General features: G+C 38.7%; 26 protein-coding genes. 11 read left to right on the top strand and 15 right to left on the bottom strand.

Annotated features, from left to right (window positions below; translation table 11 throughout):
• The first annotated feature begins 59 nt into the window (after window positions 1-59).
• Both EUBDOL_RS09530 and EUBDOL_RS09535 read left to right on the top strand, forming a co-directional pair.
• Complete coding sequence (locus tag EUBDOL_RS09530) at window positions 60-1,058, top strand: nucleoside hydrolase (protein WP_022419831.1); 999 nt, start codon at window positions 60-62, stop codon at window positions 1,056-1,058.
• On the top strand, window positions 1,055-1,606 hold the full coding sequence (locus EUBDOL_RS09535; RefSeq protein ID WP_004800738.1) for a hypothetical protein: 552 nt from the start codon (window positions 1,055-1,057) through the stop codon (window positions 1,604-1,606). Before EUBDOL_RS09530 ends, EUBDOL_RS09535 begins: the two co-directional genes overlap by 4 nt.
• A 98-nt stretch (window positions 1,607-1,704) precedes the next feature.
• Here EUBDOL_RS09535 and EUBDOL_RS09540 read toward each other — a convergent pair whose 3' ends face one another.
• A complete protein-coding gene (locus tag EUBDOL_RS09540; RefSeq protein WP_004800739.1) occupies window positions 1,705-2,361 on the bottom strand; it encodes an alpha/beta fold hydrolase in 657 nt (218 codons plus the stop codon).
• Between the two features lie 246 nt (window positions 2,362-2,607).
• Between EUBDOL_RS09540 and EUBDOL_RS09545 the strand changes: the two genes are divergently transcribed.
• From EUBDOL_RS09545 to EUBDOL_RS11590, 7 genes are all read left to right on the top strand, one after another.
• Complete coding sequence (locus tag EUBDOL_RS09545) at window positions 2,608-3,420, top strand: MerR family transcriptional regulator (protein ID WP_004800740.1); 813 nt, start codon at window positions 2,608-2,610, stop codon at window positions 3,418-3,420.
• Window positions 3,405-4,220 (top strand): ABC transporter ATP-binding protein, encoded by an 816-nt coding sequence (locus EUBDOL_RS09550; protein WP_004800741.1) that lies wholly within the window; start codon window positions 3,405-3,407, stop codon window positions 4,218-4,220. The genes EUBDOL_RS09545 and EUBDOL_RS09550 overlap by 16 nt, the downstream gene beginning before the upstream one ends.
• Complete coding sequence (locus tag EUBDOL_RS09555) at window positions 4,217-4,933, top strand: ABC transporter permease (protein ID WP_004800742.1); 717 nt, start codon at window positions 4,217-4,219, stop codon at window positions 4,931-4,933. Before EUBDOL_RS09550 ends, EUBDOL_RS09555 begins: the two co-directional genes overlap by 4 nt.
• A 189-nt stretch (window positions 4,934-5,122) precedes the next feature.
• Entirely contained in the window at window positions 5,123-5,794 is a 672-nt protein-coding gene (locus EUBDOL_RS09560; protein ID WP_040463797.1) for a VanZ family protein, read from the top strand.
• Between the two features lie 362 nt (window positions 5,795-6,156).
• Complete coding sequence (locus EUBDOL_RS09565; RefSeq protein ID WP_040463798.1) at window positions 6,157-6,570, top strand: helix-turn-helix domain-containing protein; 414 nt, start codon at window positions 6,157-6,159, stop codon at window positions 6,568-6,570.
• Window positions 6,571-6,879: 309 nt separating this feature from the next.
• A complete protein-coding gene (locus EUBDOL_RS09570) occupies window positions 6,880-7,464 on the top strand; it encodes a helix-turn-helix domain-containing protein (RefSeq protein ID WP_004800745.1) in 585 nt (194 codons plus the stop codon).
• 178 nt (window positions 7,465-7,642) lie between these two features.
• The gene (locus EUBDOL_RS11590; RefSeq protein WP_004800746.1) at window positions 7,643-7,810 is read left to right on the top strand and encodes a hypothetical protein; all 168 of its coding nucleotides are present in this window, start codon (window positions 7,643-7,645) and stop codon (window positions 7,808-7,810) included.
• Between the two features lie 302 nt (window positions 7,811-8,112).
• Here the strand turns inward: EUBDOL_RS11590 and tpiA are convergent, their stop codons facing one another.
• The 3 genes from tpiA to EUBDOL_RS09585 form a co-directional block, all read right to left on the bottom strand.
• Window positions 8,113-8,856: a triose-phosphate isomerase gene (tpiA, locus tag EUBDOL_RS09575; protein WP_004800747.1), complete on the bottom strand. Its 744-nt coding sequence runs from the start codon at window positions 8,854-8,856 to the stop codon at window positions 8,113-8,115.
• Window positions 8,857-8,876: 20 nt separating this feature from the next.
• Complete coding sequence (locus EUBDOL_RS09580; RefSeq protein ID WP_004800748.1) at window positions 8,877-10,055, bottom strand: phosphoglycerate kinase; 1,179 nt, start codon at window positions 10,053-10,055, stop codon at window positions 8,877-8,879.
• A gap of 138 nt (window positions 10,056-10,193) precedes the next feature.
• Window positions 10,194-11,705, bottom strand: a complete 1,512-nt coding sequence (locus EUBDOL_RS09585; RefSeq protein ID WP_004800749.1) for an IMP dehydrogenase — start codon at window positions 11,703-11,705, stop codon at window positions 10,194-10,196.
• Between the two features lie 282 nt (window positions 11,706-11,987).
• Between EUBDOL_RS09585 and EUBDOL_RS09590 the strand changes: the two genes are divergently transcribed.
• Both EUBDOL_RS09590 and EUBDOL_RS09595 read left to right on the top strand, forming a co-directional pair.
• Window positions 11,988-12,434 (top strand): LytTR family DNA-binding domain-containing protein, encoded by a 447-nt coding sequence (locus EUBDOL_RS09590; RefSeq protein ID WP_022419808.1) that lies wholly within the window; start codon window positions 11,988-11,990, stop codon window positions 12,432-12,434.
• A gap of 6 nt (window positions 12,435-12,440) precedes the next feature.
• On the top strand, window positions 12,441-13,142 hold the full coding sequence (locus EUBDOL_RS09595) for a LiaF transmembrane domain-containing protein (protein ID WP_004800751.1): 702 nt from the start codon (window positions 12,441-12,443) through the stop codon (window positions 13,140-13,142).
• A gap of 48 nt (window positions 13,143-13,190) precedes the next feature.
• Here the strand turns inward: EUBDOL_RS09595 and EUBDOL_RS09600 are convergent, their stop codons facing one another.
• The 11 genes from EUBDOL_RS09600 to dnaB all read right to left on the bottom strand — a co-directional run bounded on the left by EUBDOL_RS09600 (window position 13,191) and on the right by dnaB (window position 24,534).
• Window positions 13,191-13,433, bottom strand: a complete 243-nt coding sequence (locus EUBDOL_RS09600) for a hypothetical protein (protein ID WP_004800752.1) — start codon at window positions 13,431-13,433, stop codon at window positions 13,191-13,193.
• An 89-nt stretch (window positions 13,434-13,522) separates the two neighbouring features.
• Window positions 13,523-14,962: a glycogen synthase GlgA gene (glgA, locus tag EUBDOL_RS09605; RefSeq protein WP_004800753.1), complete on the bottom strand. Its 1,440-nt coding sequence runs from the start codon at window positions 14,960-14,962 to the stop codon at window positions 13,523-13,525.
• A complete protein-coding gene (gene glgD, locus EUBDOL_RS09610; RefSeq protein ID WP_004800754.1) occupies window positions 14,962-16,077 on the bottom strand; it encodes a glucose-1-phosphate adenylyltransferase subunit GlgD in 1,116 nt (371 codons plus the stop codon). The genes glgA and glgD overlap by 1 nt, the downstream gene beginning before the upstream one ends.
• 2 nt (window positions 16,078-16,079) lie before the next feature.
• On the bottom strand, window positions 16,080-17,216 hold the full coding sequence (locus EUBDOL_RS09615) for a glucose-1-phosphate adenylyltransferase (RefSeq protein WP_004800755.1): 1,137 nt from the start codon (window positions 17,214-17,216) through the stop codon (window positions 16,080-16,082).
• Between the two features lie 257 nt (window positions 17,217-17,473).
• On the bottom strand, window positions 17,474-18,229 hold the full coding sequence (locus tag EUBDOL_RS09620; RefSeq protein WP_004800756.1) for an ABC transporter ATP-binding protein: 756 nt from the start codon (window positions 18,227-18,229) through the stop codon (window positions 17,474-17,476).
• Window positions 18,222-19,094, bottom strand: a complete 873-nt coding sequence (locus tag EUBDOL_RS09625; RefSeq protein WP_004800757.1) for an ABC transporter permease — start codon at window positions 19,092-19,094, stop codon at window positions 18,222-18,224. Before EUBDOL_RS09625 ends, EUBDOL_RS09620 begins: the two co-directional genes overlap by 8 nt.
• 12 nt (window positions 19,095-19,106) lie before the next feature.
• Window positions 19,107-20,081, bottom strand: a complete 975-nt coding sequence (locus EUBDOL_RS09630; RefSeq protein WP_040463799.1) for an ABC transporter substrate-binding protein — start codon at window positions 20,079-20,081, stop codon at window positions 19,107-19,109.
• Between the two features lie 525 nt (window positions 20,082-20,606).
• Window positions 20,607-21,650, bottom strand: coding sequence for an enhanced serine sensitivity protein SseB C-terminal domain-containing protein (locus EUBDOL_RS09635; protein WP_004800759.1), 1,044 nt, complete (start codon window positions 21,648-21,650; stop codon window positions 20,607-20,609).
• A 14-nt stretch (window positions 21,651-21,664) separates the two neighbouring features.
• A complete protein-coding gene (rlmH, locus tag EUBDOL_RS09640; RefSeq protein ID WP_004800760.1) occupies window positions 21,665-22,141 on the bottom strand; it encodes a 23S rRNA (pseudouridine(1915)-N(3))-methyltransferase RlmH in 477 nt (158 codons plus the stop codon).
• A 282-nt stretch (window positions 22,142-22,423) separates the two neighbouring features.
• On the bottom strand, window positions 22,424-23,173 hold the full coding sequence (locus tag EUBDOL_RS09645) for an MBL fold metallo-hydrolase (protein WP_004800762.1): 750 nt from the start codon (window positions 23,171-23,173) through the stop codon (window positions 22,424-22,426).
• An 11-nt stretch (window positions 23,174-23,184) separates the two neighbouring features.
• Window positions 23,185-24,534, bottom strand: a complete 1,350-nt coding sequence (gene dnaB / locus EUBDOL_RS09650; RefSeq protein ID WP_004800763.1) for a replicative DNA helicase — start codon at window positions 24,532-24,534, stop codon at window positions 23,185-23,187.
• Window positions 24,535-24,539: the final 5 nt, after the last annotated feature.

Raw genomic sequence — 24,539 nt, forward strand, 5'->3', positions numbered from 1 at the left:
AACACCTTTTCGTCATACTTATTGGGATAAGTATGATTTTTTTATGGAGGAATAGCACTATGAACAATACAACCAAAAGAAAGGTCATCATTGACTGTGATCCCGGTATTGATGACAGCTTAGCCATCATGCTTGCACTTTCTTGCGAAGAAATCGAAGTCATCGGTATCACTATCGTCTGTGGCAATGCTCCGGTGGAAATGGGATTTGAAAATGCAAAAAAAGTATTAAAGCACATGAATCGCTTGGATATCCCCATTTATATCGGTGCCGATAAGCCCTTAAGCAAAACGTATATAAATGCCTTAGATACACACGGCGCTGATGGATTGGGAGAAAGCTTTTTGGATAATGTTGAGGGGTATCGTCAAGATGATGATGCTATTACCTTTTTATCCAAAGCATTACAAAAGGATATATGCTCAATCATTGCGATTGGACCATTAACCAATTTGGCCTTGCTTATCAAAACAAACGAGGAAGCTTTTAACCATATCGATCAGCTTGTTTCCATGGGAGGCAATTACCGTTCGCATGGCAACTGTTCTCCGGTTGCGGAATACAATTATTGGGAAGATCCCGATGCGGCGGCAATCGTTTATGAACAGATGCGAAAAATACATAAGCAGATTCACATGGTCGGCTTAGATGTAACACGAAAGATCGTCCTTACTCCTAATTTATTGGCTTATCTGGAAAGACTGGATTCTGTGCATGGTTCGTTTATCCGCAAAATCACGGATTTCTATTTCACATTTCATTGGGAATGGGAACATATCATCGGCTGTGTTATCAACGATCCCCTTGCTGTTGCTTATTTTCTTAAACCGGAATTATGCTCGGGTATAACAGCCTCCTTGGAGATTGCCACTGACGGTATCGCCAGAGGCCAAAGCATTGTCGATGCATACGATTTTTATAAGAAAGAAGCCAATGCCGTTGTTCTTAATCAGGTCGATGTTGAAGGATTTTTTACCCTCTTTTATTCTAAGCTTTTAAACAAAGCACCACAGGAATTGGATTTGTTGAAGCATCTCATAAGCGAGGAAACAGTATGAAAAAAGGAATCAGTACCCAACAGCTTGCTTTTTTAGCATTTGCAGCTGTCATAAATATTATCGGCGGATATATTGCATTGTTTTTGCATCTTCCCATTTATTTGGACAGCATCGGAACAATTCTGATTTCCGCTGTTCTCGGTCCTATATATGGCATGGTTCCAAGTCTTTTAAGCAATTTGGTTTTAGGAATGATGGGTGATGTCTATGCCTTTTATTATCTTCCTGTCGGTATGCTGCTTGGAGCATTGAATGGGTGGCTGTGGAATAAGCCTACATTAAAAAAAGGCGGCAGATTACTTTTGGCTTTGATCATCACCCTGCCAACCTCCTTACTAAGTGCCTGCATTACTGCCAAGCTATTCGGCGGCATTACCTCATCAGGATCAACCGTACTTGTGCAGCTGCTCGCAAAAACACCACTTGGATTAACGATGAGCTGTTTTCTTGTGCAATTGCTCACCGATTGTATCGACCGTTTTCTAAGCATTGCTTTGGTTCAAACAATCCTCAAAAAACTGCCACAGAAAATGCACAAGCTCTTTTAGTATTGCCCATTTGAATCTATTCTTTGTTCTTACATCGAAGCTTCTTCTTGAAGCTATTGTTCATAACCCCTTTGACAGCTTACTTTAGGCTGTCTTTTTTATATGCAAATCGTATCGCTTCGCTCCTTGGATCTTACCTCTTCATAGAAATCTTTTATTTCCTTACCTAATTCAATAGGAGCATCTACATTTACTTCATGCCCAACATCGGCAATTATGACAAGCTTGGCATGAGGGATTCGTGCTTGCAGCTGAATGGCGGCTTTCTTATTCGCTCGATCCTTTTCACCACATACAATGAGTATCGGACAAGTAAGCATGGCAAGAGAATCACAAAAATCAAGATCAATCATTGATTTGCATAGCTGAATAAAATCCTTTTTCTGAAATCCCATGCTCGTAAATGCAGCTCTCGGCATGAAATGAAAGAGTATATTTTGCAGTTTCAACAAGCCCTTTGGCATAGTATATTGTGTCGCAATCAGCACAAGAGAATGCACCTCATCTTTATGTTCGATAGCATATTGCATTGCTAAAATACCACCTAAGGATATTCCACATAAGTCCATCGGTTTGGGAAGCTTTGCACATTGTCTTTCCAATTCTTGATACAAAGATAAGTAACATGTCTGCTTATTCATAAGCCATGTGGATAGATCAGGACATAAAGCATCTGTATGATTATCAATGTTATCCAACACTTGCTTCCATACGGAAGAATCCTGCCCCAAGCCATGAAGGAACATAGCTTTCATTTCATCACTTCCTTTATTTCTGATAGCAAGTATTATCGCATTCTCTCCTTACACATTGCAAGCATCTCATGTATCGACATACTATAAAAAAATGTTTTATTTTTTAAAACACTTATACGCTTGTTGATGATATAAAACAAAGATTAAGTATTGTTATCCAATAAGACTTTCTTTTGAAGATTTGAAAAATAACGCTTGCTTATGACGTTACGTCATGAATTATAATAGAAGCAGGAGGAATTGCTTATGAATAAGAAAAAATCCATACCGCAAGGATTCATGACCATCGGAGAGCTTGCTAAAAAAATGGGAACAACCGTACGTACACTTCAATATTACGATAAAGAAGGCTTGCTTACACCAACCGGTGAAAGTGAGGGAGGACGTAGACTCTATACACATAAGGATATGATACAGCTTCATCAAATACAATCTTTAAAATCTTTGGGCTTTTCACTCAAAGATATAAAAAATAAACTGATTCCATTGGATACACCAAAAGATGTGGTCGCTGTGCTAAACGAACAATCCCTTGCGATTCAACAGAAGCTTCAACAATTACAGGAAGCCTTCACTGCCATTGAAGCTTTAAAACAGGAGGCAATCCAAATGCAGCAGGTGGATTTTAAAAAATATGCCGACATTATCGTTAATCTTCAAATGAACAATGAATATTATTGGTTAATCAAGCATTTCGATGATACAACCTTAGATCACATTCGCAACCGCTTTGACAAAGAAAGCGGAATGGACTTTATGCAGCGCTTTAATGAAATAAGCGATAAGGTCATAAAGCTAAAAGAAGCGCATGTTGCACCTGAGGATACACAAGCACAAGCATTGGCTCAGGAGTTTTGGGCTATGGTAATGGAATTTACTAATGGGGATATGAGCATGCTTTCCACATTGGTTAAATTTGATGATCTCAGTGATGATAACAATGCGTGGTTAGAAAAGCAAAAAACAGTAAATGCATATTTACAGCCGGCATTAGAGCTATACTTTCAAAAATCCGGCATGCATGCTTTTGAGGAGGAATCCCAATGTCCTACGCAATAGAAATCATTGATGTAAAGAAAAACTATGGAAAGCATGCGGTATTAAAGGGAATCAGTCTGCATGTTGCACATGGGGAAATCTTTGGTATCTTAGGTGTCAATGGTGCCGGTAAAACAACGCTGCTTGAATGTATCGAGGGCTTTCGCAGCTATTCTTCCGGTACGATTAAAATCTCAGGAACGATCGGTGTTCAATTACAAGCTTCCTCTCTGCCCCCTTATATAAAAGTAGGCGAAGCTATTTCATTATTCGCAAAAGCAAAGCACGTGAAAATCGATCCTTTCCTGTTAAATGACTTAGGAATACATGATTTACAAAAAAAGCTATATTCAAAATTATCTGCCGGACAAAAAAGACGTTTGCACTTGGCACTTGCTTTGCTCGATAAACCGGATATTTTATTTCTTGATGAACCGACAACCGAGCTTGATGTGGAAGGAAGAATAGCGCTGCATAATGAAATTCAAAGATTAAATAAGCAAGGAACAACCGTTATTCTTTCCAGTCATGATATGGCGGAGGTAGAAGCACTTTGCAATCGTATCGCTATCTTAAATAACGGAATCATCAGCTTTTTAGGTACTACCGATGAGCTGGCATCAAAGGTAGGAAAAAGCTATACAATAAAAATCATAAGCAAATTAGGCGAAGAAGAATATTCTGCTGTTTCGGTTGCGGATAGCTTATTACGTATTTTAGAGGAATATAAACAAAAACATATTCCTATTTATGATATCAAGGTGCATCGCGGCACATTGGAACAGCATTTTATCAATCTTTCAAAGGAGGCAGGAAAATGAAAACGATCCTCTATGGGGTAAGCGTACAATTTAAAATGGATCTTCGCAGCAACACACTGCTTGTAACCTGCTATGCCGTGCCCCTTCTCTTTTTTCTAATCATGGGTGGAATTTTTACCTCTTTAATGCCGGAAGCTAAACAAACATTAATACCGGCTATGAGCATCATGGGAATTTCTATGGGAGCTTTCATAGGTGTACCGCCTTCCATGGTGGAAATCTATGCGACGGATATAAAAAAGATGTATATGGCAAATAAAATCCCCTTATCCTTTGGTATTATTACTTTGGGAATCAGTGCCTTTATTCACTTGATGATCACAAGCATACTTATTTTTATATTTGCTCCGATTATGTTTCATGCGGCTATTCCTTCCAATATCCCTCATTATTTCATAACCCTTGCTTTGTTTATTATCGTATCACTTACTGTTGCATGTGTACTTGGTTTGGGAGTTAAAAGCCAAGCAAAGCTAACCATGTATAGTCAAGCTCTTTTCTTACCGTCTATTATGTTATCCGGTATCATGTTTTCCACAAAACTACTTCCAAACACACTTGAAACCATCGGTTTTCTCTTTCCTGCAACATGGGGCTATCGTTTACTTACCCAAAGCAATCCATCAATTTCTTCTTATTTTCCTTTATGCATCTTTTTCTTTGTGGCAATTTTTATAAGCATTGGATTATTGAAAAAAATAAAATCCGAATAGCTTAAATAATAAAAGCTTATTTTCATCAACTACGACTCGTATAAATACTTCTGTTTATACGGGGTTATTTGTATAGCGAACACCTAACGTCAATTACAAGCTGTTTCAAAACAATTCTTTTTTCTTCTTAAGCTTTTCGTAATGTTTCGACATATTTTTTCGGTTATAATAATAGCACGAGGTAATAACATGAAAAAATCTACTCAATTATGCTCTATGCTGCTTGCTGTTGTGGCAATAGTTCTCTTTCTACTTTTAGGATATCTGCTTATGCGACATGATATTTTCCTTCCCAAATCTACCATTCTATACCTGTTGCTGATTATTTTATTATGCAGTTATATTGCGCTTAGGCTTATTCATCAAACAAGCTATATATGGCATATTCTTTTTTTCCTTTATGCTGCCGGACTTTGTTACCTGCTTTTCTTTTCAAAAGAATTTGCAAGAGATCGCATAGACTATTTTGCTGTGGAAAGCTATTGGACAACTTTGGAAGATCAGTGGAGCTATGCAGTGAATTTAAAACCCTTTGCGACTATCGAAAGCTTGCTCGGTGTTTGGAATTCACCATGGTATGGCGACTACTCCTTTACGAATTTAATCGGTAATTTAGTAGCCTTTCTGCCATTTGCATGCTTTGTTCGTATGTTTTATCCGAATCTAAAAGCACGATCCTTTTTCGGATATATGAGCTTGCTTATTATTGCTGTTGAATGCTTACAGCTTTTAAGCTTTACCGGATCTATGGATATTGATGATTATCTTTTAAACATCAGCGGTGCAATGCTTGGATTTGCTGTATGCTCTATCCCGTTTATAAAAAACCTGCTTATGAAATTAAAGCATTTAGACAAATGAAAAAGCTTTATTCTTCGCTTGATTTTATGACGGAGCTTTTCTTCAACACCTAGCATCAGCCATATCGAACGATCGTATATCCCTCGTTTTTTATGTGTTTTTTAAGTTCTTACTTTATATAAAGCTTAGCATACCCTTCCAGCATTCTCCATTCGATATATCCTATATTTTTCCTCCTTTTGTTTTAGAGCTACTCTTTGGTATCTCATAAGGTAATACGACTACAAACCATAAAAAATGAAAATCTATAAAAATTGTTTTAACACAAAAGTGGTGTAATTATAATGTTAATATGTATTGCTTGAGGCAACGAGCATATTTATATAAACTATTATCATCAAATATTACAAGGAGGAATAGAAATGTTTTGCGAGAATTTAAAAACCATGCGAAAAGCAAAAGGATATACACAGGAAGAACTTGCAATAAAGCTGAATGTCGTAAGACAAACAGTAAGCAAATGGGAGAAAGGATTATCTGTTCCCGATGCGCATATTCTCTCTAAAATAGCGGATATATTGGATACAAAAGTAAGTATATTGCTCGGTAGTACAATCAGTGATGAAATTGATGAAAACGCAGTTGCAGAACAACTTGCAAAAATCAGTGAACAGTTGGCAATCAAGAATCGTCGTAATAGAAAAATTTGGAAAACTATCGGCATCATTTTATTGATAATGGTACTTTTTACTATCTTATTGGTAATATTTAATATGCCGGTATCTAAAAGTATTTCGACCGAGAATAGCACTAGCTTCATAGAAAAGAATAATTGAGAAAATGTTTAATGTATAAAAAGCGGTTAATCTTAGAGGTAATCGCTTTTTTAATCTAAATAGTGTTTCAATATTATTATAGTTTAATTATCTTATCAAGACTTATCCATATACTTAGAGATATAATGTTATGGAGTTTAAAATAAAATATAAAATGTCTTGTAACTTATATATGAAACTAGCTATAATTATTGGGAATGTTCTATTTCAAACCATGTAAACCTATTTTGATAAAGGAAAAGGTCAATGTCAAAGACTTTTGACAGACAAAATAGTTATATTTAAATATAATAAAGGAGAAGATTCAAGGTGGATATTGGATTACAAATCAAGAAATTTAGAGAACAACAAAAAATTTCTCAAGAGGAACTAGCTCTTAAAATATTTGTTTCAAGACAAACAATTTCTAACTGGGAAACGAATAAAAGTTGTCCAGATATTAAAAGTTTGATTACTTTATCTAATATCTTCAACGTATCTTTGGATAATTTTATAAAAGAAGATATAAAGGAGATGAGGGAGATTGTAGAAAAAGCAACAATTACAAAGTTTAATGTGATAAGTGTAGTTTTCCTAATTGAATTGATAGTTGTAGCTGTAAGTTCCTATCCTTTATTTAGTATTAAGGGAAATATAGGAATTGTTATCTGGTTATGCTTGTTCGCAATAACGCTTTATACAGCAAGTAAGATTGAAAAATTCAAAAAGAGCCATGATATTCAAACCTATAAAGAAATTTTGGCATCTATTGACGGAAAACAATTAACGCATGATGAAACACAACAAGAAATAGGAAAAAGAAATTATCAAAAAATCATATTTGCATTCATTGCAGGTGTAATCGCACTTATTATATGTTTTGTTGTAATTTTAATTTGTCAGCACTTAATTTAAAAGGGAGGAAAAATCATGGAATTTTGGCTTATTATGATTGTCTTTATAGTTATGGGTGGAAGTTGCTCATTAGCAGGTACTTGGTGGGATAGAAAAAATAAAAAAGATTAAAAAGAAGAAAAGAAATAATGGTAAATTCTATTTACTCTAAAATCAAATAAGGAGATGGATAAATAAAATGTTCAATTTAGTCTATCAATCAGTTGTTGTAGAATGTTCTACTGGTGTAGAAGATTTAGCAAAAGCTATTGAGAAAAAATCAGAGGAAATGCTGAACAAAGGATATAAATTAGTAACAATGTCTACGATCGGAACTGATAAAGCTATCTTAGTATTTAAGATTTAGGACACTGATAGATTCTAATAAAATTTAATATCTATACACATAAAGCAGTTAGTCTTAGGATTAACTGCTTTTTAAAAGGACGTCATTTAGGGTCTATTAAGCATTCTTTTGTAGCGATATCAATACCTATTCAATCATGATAAATTCGTGGTAAAATGAGCAATTTACTAAACTTCAAAACGCTTGAAAATATAATGTTTATGCGAATAATCGAAAATTAGATATAAAATTTATTGAAAATATAAAAAGCGGCATATTGCTTATTATACAATACACCACTTTTTAGCTTTACTTAATAATAATTACTTAACTTTATTGATGATGTCAATGAAGCTGTCTGCCTTTAAGCTTGCTCCACCAATCAATGCACCGTCAATATCCGGACAAGCCATGTATTCAACGATGTTTTCAGGTTTTACAGATCCTCCGTACTGAATACGTACGTTGTCTGCTGCTTCATCGCCATACATTACTCTTACCTGATCACGAACGATTGCACAACATTTCTGTGCATCTTCTTTTGTCGCAGATTTACCGGTTCCGATTGCCCAAATCGGTTCATAAGCAACAACCATGTTTGCTACACATTTAGGGCAAAGATCAGCTAAACTTCCGCTCAACTGTTCACGGATAACCTTTTCAGTTTCTCCGGCATCATACTGTGCTTCTGTTTCACCGATACAAAGAATCGGAGTAATTCCCGCATCAATCAAACGTTTAGCTTTCAAATTTACTGTTTCATCAGTATCCCCGAACATTTCACGACGTTCTGAATGACCGATAATGCAATATTTCAAACCGATTTCTTCAAGCATTGGCACGCTCACTTCACCAGTGAAAGCTCCGCTGTCTTTGAAATGGCAGTTTTCAGCTGCAATAATCAAGTTTTTTGCATTTTTGATAGATTCATTCAATGCCAAGAAAGAAGTTCCTACACCAAAGGTAGCTCCATCATGGCAAACAGGATCAACTGCTTTAATAAATTCAACTGCTTCCGCAATTGTTTTGTTCATTTTCCAGTTTCCGACAATAATTGGTTTTCTCATGTTCTTCTCCTATATATTATTTATTTTTCTGCAATAACTGCAATACCTGGTAATTCCTTACCTTCCATATATTCTAGTGAAGCACCTCCACCAGTTGAGATGTGAGAGAATTTTTCTGCAAAGCCTAACTGAATAGCTGCTGCCGCAGAATCTCCGCCACCGATTACCGTAGTAGCTCCAGGAAGTTCGGAAATAGCTGTACAAACTTCTAATGTACCATTTGCAAATGGTTTCATTTCGAATACACCCATAGGTCCGTTCCATACAACTGTTTTTGCACCTGCAAGTGCTTCTTTATACAATGCCACAGATTTTGGACCGATATCCAAGCCCATGTAGTCAGCAGGGATATTTTCATTATCCGCAACAACTGTTTTTGCATCTTCTGCAAATGCATCTGCACATACATGATCAACCGGTAAAACAAGTTTTCCTTCTGCTTTTGCAAGATATTCCTTTGCAAGTTCAAGCTTATCTTCTTCTACTAGTGATTTACCAACGTTATAACCCATAGCCTTCAAGAATGTATAAGCCATTCCTCCACCGATCAATACTTTATCGGCTTTCTTCAATAGGTTATCAACAACGGCGATCTTATCAGATACTTTTGCACCACCGATGATTGCAACAAACGGACGTTCCGGTGTATCCACCGCAGCACCCAACATTTTTACTTCTTTTTCTACCAAGAAGCCCAATGCATTTGGAAGAATCGAAGGGATACCGGCAGTAGAAGCATGAGCACGGTGAACACTACCGAATGCATCTTCTACAAATAGATCACCTAGGCTAGCCCAATATTTAGCAAGTTCTTCATCATTTTTGCTTTCACCTTTTTCGTAACGAGTGTTCTGCATAACAACGATTTCACCATCGTTCAATGCCGCAACAGCTTCTTCCAATTCTGCACCTCTTGTTACCGGTACAAATGTTACCTTTGTATCTACCAATTCACTCAAGCGATCTGCTACACAACGCAAATCGTTTTTTGCCTTGTCCTCTTCGGTCTTTACTTTTCCTAAGTGAGACATCAAAATAATTTTCGCATTGTTTTCAATCAGGTATTTGATGGTTGGCAATGCCTGAATGATACGGTTATCATTTGTAATTTTTCCATCTTTTCTTGGTACGTTGAAATCGCAGCGTACAATAACGCGTTTTCCGGCAACGTCCAAATCTTTAACAGTTCTTTTTGCCATTCGTAAAATCCTCCTTATATAGCATATCTATTATATCACTATCTTGAATAACGTAAAAGATTTTTGTGCATGTTTTCACAATGAAAAACAGCCTAATAAAGAAAAACGGAGCAAGTCATACATTGCTCCGCCACTTCTTTATTTTACTTTTGCATCGTAAGTATTATCTTTTACAACAACATCATGCGCTCCACCCTCTACGATACTTGTAGAAGATACCAGCGTAATCTTTGCTTTTTCCTGCAATTCAGGAATCGTTAAGGCTCCGCAGTTACACATCGTATGCTTTACCTTGCTTAAGGTAAGATCAACATTGTCCTTTAAGGCTCCGGCATAAGGAACATAGGAATCAACACCTTCGACAAAGGAAAGCTTTTGGTTTCCACCCATGTCATAGCGCTGCCAGTTGCGTGCTCTTGCACTTCCTTCTCCCCAATATTCCTTCATATAGGTACCATTTACCGTAACCTTCTTCGTTGGGGATTCTTCAAATCTTGAGAAATAGCGTCCCAACATAACAAAATCTGCTCCCATAGCAAGTGCTAAGGTAATGTGATAGTCATGTACAATACCGCCATCTGAACAAATAGGAATATAAATACCGGTTTCTTTATAATATTCATCACGTGCCTTCGCAACCTCAATCGTTGCTGTTGCCTGACCGCGTCCGATACCTTTCTGCTCACGAGTGATACAGATGGAACCACCGCCGATACCGATTTTAATAAAGTCTGCACCTGCCTCGGCTAAGAAACGGAAGCCTTCAGCATCTACAACATTTCCGGCACCGATCTTTACACTATCCCCATAGCGTTCACGAACCCAAGCCAATGTTCTAGCTTGCCATTCGCTAAAGCCTTCACTGGAATCAATACATAAAACATCGGCTCCTGCTTCTACAAGCGCAGGAATACGAGTTTCATAATCCCGTGTGTTTACACCGGCTCCAACCAAATAACGTTTTTTGGCATCAAGCACTTCGTTTGGATTTTCTTTATGAGAATCGTAATCCTTGCGGAATACGAAAGCAACCAAATTTTGCTGATCATCAATGATTGGCAGCTGATTTAGCTTATGCTCCCAAATAATATCATTTGCTTCTGATAAAGAACAGCCTTCTTTAGCGCAAATCAATTTATCAAACGGAGTCATGAAATCCTCAACTTTCGTATTTAGATCCATGCGTGTTACACGATAATCACGACTGGTAATGATTCCGACCAATTTGCCATTCGCCGTACCATCTTCCGTAACAGCCATAGTCGCATGTCCGTTTCTTTCCTTTAATGCCAAAACTTCTTGAAGAGTTGCATCAGGGCGAATATTGGAATCACTGTAAACAAAGCCTGCCTTCGTCGCCTTTACACGACGAACCATTGCCGCCTCATCTTCTACGGATTGTGAGCCGTAAATGAAGGAAATACCTCCTTCTCGAGCCAACGCACATGCCATGCGTTCACCGGAAACAGACTGCATGATTGCAGATACCATCGGAATATTCAATTCGATTGCGGATTTTTCACCTTTACGGAATTTTACCAAAGGTGTTTTTAACGAAACATTTGCCGGTGTACATTCGGCACTGGAATATCCCGGAACAAGCAGATATTCACTAAATGTACGTGAGGGTTCATCAAAGAAATAAGCCATAAGTTCAGATCTCCTTTTCCTATTGATTTTTAATAATTTTAATCAATATTTTAATAAATTATAATGAGAAAAGTCAGCTAAGTCAATACCTTTGAAAATTTGTTACAAAGATTTCCGCATCTTTTCCCATACAACTCTTTTTATTTATGATTTCTACTCCTGTTTTGTCCTGTTAAAATATTTTTATGACCACTTACCTATCGAAAATGCCCTCTTGCATAAAAAGAATTTACTTTCCTTATCTTCTATGGTTACATTATAGACATGGAAGGTGGTGATGCAATGAAGATTCGCTTAGAAATTGCCGATGATTTAAAGGAGCCGGAAATCATCATACGCAGTACGGAAATGAATGAAGCCACCGCTCAGTTGGTAAGCACGCTTTCCGATTATCTTCAAAAGGACGCCAGCATTCCACTCTATAAGGAAGCTACCGTATATTATCTTCCTTTAAAGGAAATTTTGTTTTTTGAAACCGAGGGTAAGGAAATTCAAGCTCACACCCTATCCAATGTCTTTCAAACCAAGCATAAGCTATATGAGCTTGAAAAACTATTGCCATGGTATTTTATGCGTATCTCAAAATCGGCTATCGTAAATACACAGGCAATCTACGCTATGACCTATTCTCTGCGTGCCTGTACGATTGCATTCAAGGATACACATAAGCAGGTATATGCTTCGCGTTACTATTACAAAGCGTTAAAAGAACGCTTAGAAAAGAGGTAAATAAGTATGAAAAAATCAAGAGTATTTTGGGGATTGCTGTTTATTGCCGGAGCAATTCTGATTTTGATAAGCCCTACCGGCATATTGGGAGATTTGAATATCCTTTCACTTTTTATCAGCTTTATCTTATTATATTGTCTTGGAAAAGGGATTGCCTATCGTAGTCCAAGTGGTATCATTTTCCCTATTGCCTTATTATGTATTCAATATGATGATTTCCTTGGTATTGATTTTATCGGTCCATGGACCATTTTGTTGGCAGCAGCGCTGCTGAGCATCGGTTTTTCCTTTCTATTCCCTAAAAAACGATATTGTCCTTATAAGTATAAAGACCAAGAAGAATATTATAAATATGAAAATAAACAGGAGTATGATGATTCCGATATGCGATTTCAAACCTCCTTTAAGGAGAGCATTCAATATATTAACTCTACACAGTTTGAATATGCCGATGTACAGTGCAGCTTCGGCAGCAGTAAGATCTTTCTTGACAATGCCACTTTAAAAAATGACTGTGCTTATATCAACATCGAAGGCTCTTTCTGTGGTATCGAATTGTTTGTACCGAAGGACTGGTGCGTTGAAAATCATGTTGAATTTGTTTTCGGTGGAAGTGAGGAAACGTACCATTGTGAAAATACAACAACCTCAAAGCTTATTTTACAGGGAAAAATTGTATTCGGTGGCTTAACCATCACGTATATTTAAAAGAAATCGCAGACGGCGATTTCTTTTTTTATGTATTGATTCCGCATTCTAATCCTGCCGATAGATAAGATAAAATGTAACAGCTACGACTTCGACAATGCCATAGGGAAATATCCATAGATACGCTGCCCATGGGTGAAGAGCACTTGTCGGAATATATCCTTCCTCCATTTGTATTTTTCCGCTTTGGAGATTCTCTATCTGCTTTTTATTTTTCCCAATATGACAAATCATCACAAAGGGCAAACAGAGGATAAAGGCAAGCAAGATTCCTTTCTTCACTTTTCTCATTTTCAATCTCCTATAAGTCAAAAGGCTGTAAGCTTCGGTTCACTCCCTTACTTAACAGCCTTTTTACTAACTTCCTTTTGTAATACTTATTATGGGTGCAGCTGTGCATAAAGCTGACAATATGTATTTGCACTCGCTTCCCAACTGACATCGGTATTCATCGCATTTCTTACCAACATCTTCCAATCCTGCGGACAATCGTAATAAACATGAATCGCATTCCATAAAACACCAATCAATTCATCGGAATTATAGTTCGCAAAGCTAAAGCCATTTCCACTCTTTTCAAATTCATTGTATGGATTGACCGTATCACGTAAACCACCGGTTTCACGCACAAGTGGAAGTGTACCATAACGCATGGAAATCAGCTGTGAAATACCACATGGTTCAAATAGACTTGGCATTAAAAACAAGTCGCTTGCCGCATAGATGCGATGTGCAAGAGAATCATTATAGCCCTTATAAAAGACGATTTTTCCTTTATTGCCGTTTTCCAACTGCGCCATTTCCTGCTCGATTCTTTCCTCACCACTACCAAGTACGCATAGCTGAATCGGCATCTGACAAAGCTCATGCAGTTTTTCCATCAATAGATAAAAGCCCTTCTGCCATGTCAAACGCGATACGACACCAACAAGCATAACATCGGGATTGACTTGCAAGCCCATTTCCTGCTGCAACGCCATCTTATTGGCAGCCTTCTGTTTTTTCACATTGACTTTATTGAAGTGATAAGGAATCTCCGGATCTGTCTTTGGATTCCATGATTCGATATCAATACCATTGGTAATACCCCATAGGTCATAACGGCGCATTTCCAATACCATTTCCATGTGTTCCCCATATTGTGGAGTCAAAATTTCCTGTGAATAGGAAGGTGAAACAGTCGTTACCTTATCGGCATACAAGATACCGGATTTCATAAAGCTGATACCGCCATCATAGCGAACATTTCCATTATCGAAAATACGATAATCCAAGCCTAAACAGCTATCTAACATTTCCGCACCGAAATTTCCCTGATAGGCTAAATTGTGAATCGTATAAACATGCTTGATATTGCGATAGCGTTCATCAAAGCTATGTCCTTCCTTACACATAACCGGAATCATACCGGTATGCCAATCATGACTGTGCATGATTTCCGGAAAATAATTTAATTGGTTCAACATTTCGATAACAGCTTTTTGGAAATATGCAAAACGTTCACCATCGTCCATATAGCCATATAGATTATCACGCTCAAAATATCCCTTATGCTCAACAAAGTAGAACTTCACATCACCTTGCATCTGCGACCAAATATTCACCGGCACCTCATGATAAGAAATAGAAACCGTATATTGTGCCTCTAATTGAAAGCCATCATGAAACTTTCGTGCAATCGGTGCATACAGCGGCATCACCACACGCACCTCATGTCCTTTTTTTACTAATTCCTTTGGCAATGAGCCAATAACATCAGCCAAGCCTCCGCTTTTGATATATGGGAGTCCTTCCGATGCAACCATCAATATTCTAGCCATTAGATTTTATCATTCCTTTTCACATACAGTGGGTGTTCCTCACTGCCAATCAATTCTTTCTTACGCACAATGCGTGCCTTTTTATCTACTACAACATTTTCAATATGCACATCTTCCCCAATATACGCTGCCGGAAGAATGACACTGTTTTTTACTACGGCACCCTTTTTAATAACCGCACCGCGTCCGATCACGCTGTTTTCCAAATTTCCTTCAATCAGACAGCCATTGGATACCAAGGAGTTTTTCACATTGACATCTGCCGCATATTGTGTCGGACAGCTGTCATTGGTTCTGGTGTAAATCGGCCAATCATCATTGAACACTTCCATTGCCTTGTGATAATTCAATAAATCTATATTGGCACGATAATAGCTGTTAAAATCATTGACACAAGCCACAAAGCCACGATGTGCATACCCACGAATATCCAGTTCTGAGCATTGATCATTGATAATATCACGGAACCAATACAAAGAAGATGTATTCGCAGCCTTGCGTACTAAGGAAATAAACAATTCCTTTGACAAGATATATGTTTCCAAGGAAATGGTTCTCACTTTAGCATTTCCACGGTTTTTTCCAATGGATAAGACACCCTTTTGTTTATTCAATTCCAAGGTATCACAGTTAATGAAATCGGTTTTGGCATTATCCACATTTTGATACAAAATCGTTACATCTGCCTGACTTTCGATATGCGCATCTAACAATACCGAAAAATCCTGACGATACACCATATTGCATGGTGTTAAGATAACATACGGCATATTGGTTGCTTCGATGGCTTCCATATTATACATAAAAGAATTGATATCATTGCTGTAAAAATCATTTTCATTCATATTCTTAGCCGGAAGAACATGCAGCTTTCCACGCTTGGAGTTAATGTTATAGTGGCGACCGGTTCCCAAGTGCTCTAGTAAGCTGCGTGGGTTTTCTCGTACCATAACCTTAATTTGATTTACTCCCGAATTGCTTAAGTTTGACAATGCAAAGTCAATCATACGATATCTTCCCAAAAAGGAGAAAGCAGCTACGGGGCGATAATCCTGAAGTCCCTTAACATGCACATTCATTCCTTCATACGTTACAATACCAAATGCGTTACACATAATTACTCTCCCCTCACTCTCTTGCTGACAAGCTCGATGCTTTCACTGTTTGGATCACCAACTACGGCACCGGCATCAATTTTAACACCCTCGGCAATAATCGCACGATGTACCACCGCACCCTCGCCGATTTCTACGTCCGGCATCAAAACCGCATCATTAACTACCGCATGCGTATGTACCTTTACATTGGTAAAGAGCACAGAGTGATTGATTTCCCCGTTGATCTTACAGCCTTGGTTAATATAGGCATTGTTTACCTTTCCATCTGGTCCGATAAAGTGAGGAACGGTTGCGACATCTTCGGTATAAATCTTCCAATCCGGATCATTCAAATCCAATTCATTGTTTTTATTCAATAGATCCATGTTGGCTTCCCACAAGGAATCAACAGTTCCGACATCTTTCCAATAGCCTTCAAACTTATAAGCATATAAGTTTTTTCCTTCCTCTAGGAAAGCCGGAATAATATCCTTACCGAAGTCATGACTGCTGTTTGGATCGTCCATATCACTAATCAGTTTTTTACGCAGCTGCTTCCAATTAAAGATATAAATACCCATAGAAGCCAAATTGCTCTTTGGCTGTTCCGGCTTTTCTTCAAACTCTACGATACGCCCATCTTCATCGGTATTCATAATACCAAAGCGGCTGGCTTCCTTCATCGGCACCGGCAATACGGCAATCGTTGCATCTGCCCCACGCTGCTTATGGTAGGAAAGCATCTTTGCATAATCCATCTTATAGATGTGATCTCCGGAAAGGATCAATATATAATCCGGATCGTGAGAATCCACAAAGTCGATATTTTGCGTAATCGCATCGGCTGTACCACGATATACATCAAACTTTGTACCGTCCTTTTCACGTGGTGGAAGTACATAGACACCACTATCTCTTGTATCAAGTCCCCAACGCTGTCCGGCTGCGGCATACGAATTCAGCAAAACGGATTCATACTGCGTTAAAACACCGACGACGTTGATGTTTGAATTTGCACAGTTGCTTAATGGAAAATCAATAATACGATATTTGCCACCGAAATAAACGGCAGGCTTTGCGATTTTTTTCGTTAACGCGTATAATCTGGTTCCGCGCCCACCGGCCAAAATCATAGCCAGCATATTGTTGTTTCTCATGACGAACCCCCCCTTAGGTTTCTATACTATAAGTATAGAATTTTTTGGTGCAAATTTCCACCTTTTGCAGCATAAAGATAAATATTTTGTATGCGTTTTCAGATGCTTTGATATTTTCATATCCAAAAAATGAAAGACATGCGAAAAGTCAAGAGATTTTTTTGCAAATATCTGTGTTTTTTTGCAAAAGCAGCTTAACCTCGCATGTCTATGATATGCACATACCTTTCAAAATATGCCATTTCTTATTCCTGTTTTTAAACAAAATCATACATCGCCAACAAATCCTCAACACTTGTTTGTTTGCGTTCTTCTTTTTCTAATACCTTTACGATTTTCCCCTCATTCAAAATTATCGTCTTATTTCCATACAACAGAGCTTGAGAAATATTATGTGTGATCATCAAGGTCGTAATTTGGTGCTGCTTAATAATTTCTTCACTGATTTCCATGATCGAAGCAGCATTTTTGGGATCAAGTGCTGCGGTATGCTCATCTAAAAGCAAGAGCTTCGGTGTTACAATGGTAGCCATCAACAAGGTCAGTGCCTGTCGCTGTCCACCGGATAACAAACCTACCTTCGTTTTTAAACGCTCCTCTAAGCCTAAATGCAGCGCTGATAGCTTTTCTATAAAAAAGCGGCGATCCTCCTTTTTGATTGCCCGATGAAAACCGGCACGTTTCCCACGACTATATGCCAAACCGAGATTTTCTTCGATCGTCATATTCGGTGCAGTTCCCTTTAAAGGATCTTGAAATAAGCGACCGATTGCCCTTGCTCGCTTATGCTCCGGCAAATGCGTAATATCCTCACCATCTAACAGAATTTTTCCCGATGTAACGGGAATAGCCCCGCTGATAACATTCAACAACGTACTTTTTCCTGCCCCATTCGTTCCCAGCACACAAATAAAATCTCCATCTTCTATACACAGCGATACATGGTCCAACGCCATTTTCTCATCAGCCGTACCGCTATGAAAACAAACGCTCACATCAATAAACTCAAGCATGCTGCTTCCTCCTTTTCCATTGCAACTGCGACAAAGAAATCGCTCCTGCCACAAGCACTGCCGATAAAAGCTTAATATCACTTGACGCAATTCCAAGCTGAAGTGCAAAGGTCATAATCAGCTGATAGATGATTGCACCTAGCAAAACGGAACAAAGCTGCCAACCGATGCCACGCTTATGCAAAAACGCTTCTCCAACCAAAATACTTGCCAATCCGATTACCATCATACCGATTCCCCCACTAACATCGGCAAATCCTTGATTTTGCGCAAACAAAGCACCACCTAAGCCGACAAGACCATTGGCAAGTCCTAACCCTAAGATTTTCATCGCATCGGAATTGATTGAACTGGCACGTACCATTGCTTCATTATCTCCGGTAGCACGCAAACTCAAACCAAGCTGTGTTTGTAGAAACAAATATAACAGCACGCTAACCAACACCACTAGTCCTAAGGCTAACATAAGTGCACCATTTGATGCAAATATGTGCTGTAATGGAGTTATCACCGTATCCTTACCAAACAAGGAAACATTGGGCATACCATTCATGATTTTAAGATTTATTGAATACAAAGCGGTCATGGTTAGAATACCGGCTAATACGGAAGGAATCTTACAGTGCGTTTGTAACACTCCACTTACCACTCCCGCAAGCATACCTACCACAAAACCTAAAAGCATACCAAGCAATGGATAGCCCATTACCGTAAGCACTGCCGACACCGCACAACCACTTGTAAAACTTCCATCAACGGTTAGATCCGGAATATTTAAGACCTTAAACGAAAGAAATATTCCTAATGCCATGATGGCATAAATAAACCCTAGTAATATCGTATTTTGTAATACACTCACAGCCATACGCTCATCTCCTTATTGCATTCGCACAAGGCGTTTACTTTGTGCGATTTCCTTTGGCAATTCAATGCCCAGCTCCTTCATCGTTGTTTCATTTACATAGATATTCAAATTGTCCTTAAACACCTTAACCGGTAGCTCACTTGGCTTTTTCCCCTTTAAAATCTGATCTACCATATTGGCAGTTTCCTCACCGAGCTTGGTATAATCGATTCCAACACTTGCAAAACCACCATCACTAACCATGGAATCCGCACCGGTATAAACCGGTACCTTATGTTTATTAGCTGTCGCAACTAATGCAGATATTGAGCTTGCGACCGTATTATCATTCGGTGCAAAAATCGCATCACATTCACTTACCAATACATTTGCGGCGGCTTGCAGTTCACTGATGTTTGTTCCGCTTGCCTCACGAAGCTCAATGCCTCGCTCCTTGCAATAAGCCTTTGCTTTTTTCAGATTGCTGATGGAATTAGCCTCTGCCGTATTGTAAAGAAAGCCTAGGGTTTTTAAATCCGGATCAATCATCAATGCCAAATCCAAAATCTGATCCACCTGTACCTCATCACTTGTTCCGGTAATGTTATGATTCGGCTTTTCTAAATTGTCCATGAGCTTTGCCTCTAATGGATCGCTAACTGCCGAAAACACAACCGGAATACGTTCGCTGTATTTTGCCGCTGCCATGGCAGTTGGTGTCGCAATGGCTACAATCACATCACTTCCGTTCCCCTCAAAAGTAGACATGATCGTATCCAAATTGCTGATTTGATTGCCCGCATCTTTATAAACCAACGTAATATTTTCTCCATCTCGATAGCCCAATGCTTCCATTTGTTTTGTAAAACTATCGCGAATCAAATTCAAAGATTTATGCTCGACAATCTGTGCAACCGATACGACCGGAAGCTCCTCCTTGCTGCTGCACCCAACCAAAACACTACAAGCACACATCAATGTTATAATCCCTTTATATACTCTTTTCATCTCTTTTTCCTCCTCATTTTTTCTTGTTGCTATATATGACACCATCGGCTATCTGTATCTTTCACATAAACCACCTCCCTATATAAAAAACGCATCGCCCTATTGTCATCGACTACAGGACAGATGCGTTACATCTGCGGTACCACCTGAATTGATGCTTTCTAATGAAAAAGCACCCACTTATTCGAAATGCTAACACATTTCTAGCTCTGTAACGTGAGCAAACGTCTTGGATACTAGCTTACGCGTTCCCCTCGCCCTTGAAAGTCCATTTGTAAAACTGCATTTCTATCGCACTTCCACCTCTGTGCAACTCTCTGTAAGCGCATGAATTACGTTATCTCTTTCGCATTGGTTTCTTCTAATTTACACCTTTTCTGTAACTATGTCAATATGAAATGAAAAATTATTCAATATTTGAAATACCTTTCATTTCAATCTATTCTATGCTTTATTTATGAATTTGTATAGGTAAAAAACAAGCCGTCTTTCGCAAAACTGCTTGTTCTCTTAATCTGCTATTATTTAATGATTTGCCTTCAACAAACGTAAGCCGGCATAAAACTCATTTGCTTTATGTCCTTCAATCAAGATACCACAGCGCATACCGTTTCCGCCTGCTTGTACATTTTGTACTCGCATATCCTGTACTTCGATTGCTTGAATGGTTACCTTAAAGGCAGGTCGTCCCTGTGCGGTAATTACATCTACCTCATCACCTACCGCAAAGCCCTCTTGAATGACATAGCAGGCAAGCACGCAACCCTTACCGTCCTTAAGATCGAAAATATCCTCGATAATGGCAGCACTTGGATTTTTAATGATTGGCTTTTGATACCCTTTTACACAATAGAATGGCTGTGCATCATCTAAAATACCTTCCCCAACGCTATCCATCGGTATCATATCCAAGTAGAGATCGTGTAAATGAGGAACTGCACAATCGGCAATCTGTTTAAAAATCGTTTCTCTTTCACCTTCAAAATCAACGACGATCAAATAGCTTTGACGATTTCCTCGCTTCATTTCACGTAAATAAGCGGCACGTATTCCGGCTTCTTTTTCCATATACTGTGTTAATGCTGTAAGCAGTTCTTGTGATACGTCCTTTGCATCATCAATTTCAATTCCCTGCGGCTCACTTGCTTCGGCATCAAAGGCTTGTTTCTGCTTTATTAAATCCGCAACAATTTCTTTAAAAAACGGCAGATTCTCTCCGAAAGGATTGATGATAAAGCCATCAATTCCGCTTTTTTCATCAACGATCAGCTTTGCATAGTCATCAAAGGATAAAACTGCGGTTTTAATATCCCCGCCTTTTTTCCAACGATGTACCTGCGACCAATCGGTAAATGCCATCAGAAATTTCTTTCCGTCTTTGGACTTCATCAGCGACAGCTGCATTTCTTCATCGCCCTGTGCATTCTTTTTAAATATAACCGGTGCTAAATATTTTGCCCTTACTGCCTCATTCAACATGTGATTCACAGTTTGCTCATCGTGCTGTGCGCGCATGATATGGATTGCTTCAATCAATCCCGGATTGATTACACTTTCTTGATTGCTCATATTGTTCTTATCTCCTATTTATGATATGGATTATGATTACGAATCATGTATGCCCGATACACCTGTTCCAACAAAATCACTCGTGTCATTTGGTGCGTAAAGGTCATTTCCGATAACTTTAATCGTGCATTACAGCGGCGATATACATTTTCTCCCGGACCAAGTGAACCGGCAATAACAAATGTAAGATTGCTGGTGGAATAGATTTGTAATTGCTCCAACTTTTTCGCAAAGGCTTCACTGCTCATCATTTCACCCCAAAGATCCAACAAAATAACATATTCGTTATCCTTGATCTTGGCTAAGATTCTTTCCCCTTCCTTTTCCTTTACCATCGCATTGTTTGCATCACTGTTTGACATCGGTGCGCTCTCATCTGCGACTTCTACGATTTCCAGCTTGGTAAATGGACGAAGGCGTTTCGTATATTCTTCAACCAACATACTTAATGCCTTTTCTTTTAACTTTCCAACTGCAATAATTCGAATCATGATCTCACCTTTTTCTACATCAAGTATAGCATATCTGCTTGCACAACAAAACCTTAAAATCAAACGTCCCCTTATTTTTAAAGACGCAAAAGCAACTAGGCAATTTCAAACAGAAAAGCAATGAATCTATCATTTTTCACAAGCCAAACAGTGATTGTCCAATGCCGATATTTCTTAATATAAAAAAACAATAAAAAAACAAATGATGTATTCGGTTTTTATACCCTCTTCATCATATGCTTTTTTTCTTTATAGCTTCTCAAATATACGTTTCCTTTTATGTTACAGATCCTTTTTTCCACCTTGATAAATTTCAAATTGTCCGGCAGGAAATAAGCGCAGCTGTTCATGCAGAAGCTTACGCTTACGTAAATGCTCAGTTAGTGTTTCTAAGGCTTTTTCACGTGTATTGCCTTCTCTTGAAATATGTGCCAACACGATTTCCTTTGTTTTTTCTCCCATCGCATCACCAACCAATCCGGCACAGTCCTCATTGCATAAATGTCCGCTGTCGCCGATAATGCGTTGCTTCAAGTAAATCGGGCGATTGGTTTGCATAAGCATTTCAATATCATGATTGCTCTCTAAAATATAATAATCGGCATTTTGAATCCACTGTCTCACTTCTTCCTTCACATAACCGGTATCTGTGATATAGACTAATTTTTCATCATCACCTTCCAATAAAAAGCCGACAGTTCCTTCACAATCGTGGCTCATCGGAAGAACAGTGATGTGAATATCCTTAATATCAAATTCCTCAAAGGGAGCAATCGTATGCAAATAGGAGGTTGGAATAGCGCTTGTTGCATAGGTTGGAATTTGTTCAAACATTTTCATTTGCGCAATATGATCACTGTGCGTGTGCGTAATCAAGATCGCATCACTGCTTTGATAATCATAGGCAATCTGTTCAAAAGCGCCTAATAAATATTTCTTGGTTGTTCCACAGTCAATTACAATACTAGTGTCCTTATGCTGAATGACACAGCAATTCCCCTGTGAACCGCTTGCTAATAACGAAAATCTCATAGCTGCTCCTTTTAATAATCGCTATGGGCGATATTGTAGAAGGCGGATATATTTTTTTGGAAAGCCAACTGAATACGTCCGGTTGCTCCATTACGATGCTTGGCAATATCCACATCGGTCGTATTTGTGGTTTCCGCATCTTCCTGACTGTTTTCGTCCTTATTGTAATATTCATCACGATATAAGAACATAACAATATCCGCGTCCTGCTCAATAGCTCCGGATTCACGCAAATCGGATAGCATCGGATGCTTATCCGGACGGGTTTCTACGGAACGAGAAAGCTGCGATAATGCAATGACGGGACATTCCATCTCTCTGGCAAGTCCCTTTAGGGAACGGGAGATTTCACTGATTTCCTGCTGACGATTATCTCCGCTGCTTCGCCCGCTTCCACTGATAAGCTGCAAGTAGTCGATTACTACCAAGTCTAAGCCATGCTCCGAGCGTAGCTTACGACATTTAGAAAAAACCTCACTGATTTTCACATTAGAACTATCATCTACAAACAGCTTGGTTGCCATTAGCTCATTGGCTGCCTCATTCAGTTTATTAAATTCATCATCACGAATATTACCGCTTCTCAGTTTACTGGATTCTACGGCTGATTTCGCACTTAAAATACGCTTCATCAAAGCTTCCGCTGGCATTTCCAGTGAGAAGATCGCAATGGCTCCGGAATTATAAAAACTGGCATTTAAAGCTAAATTCAACGCAAAAGCGGTTTTTCCCATTGCCGGACGGGCAGCTAAGATAATCAGATCGCCTCGTTGAAAACCATTGGTTACACGATCCAAATCCGTATAACCGGTTTTTACTCCGGTAATATGTCCTTCCATAGAACGCAGCTTCATAAGTTCCTGCATAACATTGGATACAACATCACGACTGGATTTAAAATCCGTTGCTCGCCGACTTCTTGTAACATTTAAAATTTCACGTTCGGCCTTGTCCATTACTTCATCTAAATCACTTGCCGTATCAAAACCGTCCTCGGCAATCAGCTCAGCCGTTTCAATCAATCGGCGCAGATGTGCACGACTTTTAATAATCTCGATATAATACGAGCTGTTGGCACTGGATATAGCAGTATCACTTAGCTTGATGATATAATCCGCACCACCCACCAAATTCAACTGTTCAAGATCCTGCAAGCGTGAAACAAGAGTCGTAACATCAATCGGTTTTCCGGCATCGCTGATATCCTGCATAGCCGTATAAATCCGCTTATGAATATCCAAGTAAAAATCCTTAGCCTCTAAGCCCTGATCATAGGCAATCGCAGCGACACTTGGATAAATCATCATAGCGCCAAGCAAGGATTGCTCGGCTTCATTGCTGTGGGGTAATTCTCTGCTCATAAAGC

The organism is Amedibacillus dolichus DSM 3991 (assembly GCF_000154285.1).
Taxonomy (GTDB): Bacteria; Bacillota_I; Bacilli_A; order Erysipelotrichales; family Erysipelotrichaceae; genus Amedibacillus; species Amedibacillus dolichus.

What these genes read in the sequence shown, in the direction of transcription:
- EUBDOL_RS09530 (WP_022419831.1), top strand. Translation starts at nt 60, where the DNA reads ATGAACAATACAACCAAAAGAAAGGTCATCATTGACTGTGATCCCGGT.
- EUBDOL_RS09535 (WP_004800738.1), top strand. Translation starts at nt 1,055, where the DNA reads ATGAAAAAAGGAATCAGTACCCAACAGCTTGCTTTTTTAGCATTTGCA.
- EUBDOL_RS09540 (WP_004800739.1), bottom strand. Translation starts at nt 2,361, where the DNA reads ATGAAAGCTATGTTCCTTCATGGCTTGGGGCAGGATTCTTCCGTATGG.
- EUBDOL_RS09545 (WP_004800740.1), top strand. Translation starts at nt 2,608, where the DNA reads ATGAATAAGAAAAAATCCATACCGCAAGGATTCATGACCATCGGAGAG.
- EUBDOL_RS09550 (WP_004800741.1), top strand. Translation starts at nt 3,405, where the DNA reads ATGTCCTACGCAATAGAAATCATTGATGTAAAGAAAAACTATGGAAAG.
- EUBDOL_RS09555 (WP_004800742.1), top strand. Translation starts at nt 4,217, where the DNA reads ATGAAAACGATCCTCTATGGGGTAAGCGTACAATTTAAAATGGATCTT.
- EUBDOL_RS09560 (WP_040463797.1), top strand. Translation starts at nt 5,123, where the DNA reads ATGAAAAAATCTACTCAATTATGCTCTATGCTGCTTGCTGTTGTGGCA.
- EUBDOL_RS09565 (WP_040463798.1), top strand. Translation starts at nt 6,157, where the DNA reads ATGTTTTGCGAGAATTTAAAAACCATGCGAAAAGCAAAAGGATATACA.
- EUBDOL_RS11590 (WP_004800746.1), top strand. Translation starts at nt 7,643, where the DNA reads ATGTTCAATTTAGTCTATCAATCAGTTGTTGTAGAATGTTCTACTGGT.
- tpiA (WP_004800747.1), bottom strand. Translation starts at nt 8,856, where the DNA reads ATGAGAAAACCAATTATTGTCGGAAACTGGAAAATGAACAAAACAATT.
- EUBDOL_RS09580 (WP_004800748.1), bottom strand. Translation starts at nt 10,055, where the DNA reads ATGGCAAAAAGAACTGTTAAAGATTTGGACGTTGCCGGAAAACGCGTT.
- EUBDOL_RS09585 (WP_004800749.1), bottom strand. Translation starts at nt 11,705, where the DNA reads ATGGCTTATTTCTTTGATGAACCCTCACGTACATTTAGTGAATATCTG.
- EUBDOL_RS09590 (WP_022419808.1), top strand. Translation starts at nt 11,988, where the DNA reads ATGAAGATTCGCTTAGAAATTGCCGATGATTTAAAGGAGCCGGAAATC.
- EUBDOL_RS09595 (WP_004800751.1), top strand. Translation starts at nt 12,441, where the DNA reads ATGAAAAAATCAAGAGTATTTTGGGGATTGCTGTTTATTGCCGGAGCA.
- EUBDOL_RS09600 (WP_004800752.1), bottom strand. Translation starts at nt 13,433, where the DNA reads ATGAGAAAAGTGAAGAAAGGAATCTTGCTTGCCTTTATCCTCTGTTTG.
- glgA (WP_004800753.1), bottom strand. Translation starts at nt 14,962, where the DNA reads ATGGCTAGAATATTGATGGTTGCATCGGAAGGACTCCCATATATCAAA.
- glgD (WP_004800754.1), bottom strand. Translation starts at nt 16,077, where the DNA reads ATGTGTAACGCATTTGGTATTGTAACGTATGAAGGAATGAATGTGCAT.
- EUBDOL_RS09615 (WP_004800755.1), bottom strand. Translation starts at nt 17,216, where the DNA reads ATGAGAAACAACAATATGCTGGCTATGATTTTGGCCGGTGGGCGCGGA.
- EUBDOL_RS09620 (WP_004800756.1), bottom strand. Translation starts at nt 18,229, where the DNA reads ATGCTTGAGTTTATTGATGTGAGCGTTTGTTTTCATAGCGGTACGGCT.
- EUBDOL_RS09625 (WP_004800757.1), bottom strand. Translation starts at nt 19,094, where the DNA reads ATGGCTGTGAGTGTATTACAAAATACGATATTACTAGGGTTTATTTAT.
- EUBDOL_RS09630 (WP_040463799.1), bottom strand. Translation starts at nt 20,081, where the DNA reads ATGAAAAGAGTATATAAAGGGATTATAACATTGATGTGTGCTTGTAGT.
- EUBDOL_RS09635 (WP_004800759.1), bottom strand. Translation starts at nt 21,650, where the DNA reads ATGAGCAATCAAGAAAGTGTAATCAATCCGGGATTGATTGAAGCAATC.
- rlmH (WP_004800760.1), bottom strand. Translation starts at nt 22,141, where the DNA reads ATGATTCGAATTATTGCAGTTGGAAAGTTAAAAGAAAAGGCATTAAGT.
- EUBDOL_RS09645 (WP_004800762.1), bottom strand. Translation starts at nt 23,173, where the DNA reads ATGAGATTTTCGTTATTAGCAAGCGGTTCACAGGGGAATTGCTGTGTC.
- dnaB (WP_004800763.1), bottom strand. Translation starts at nt 24,534, where the DNA reads ATGAGCAGAGAATTACCCCACAGCAATGAAGCCGAGCAATCCTTGCTT.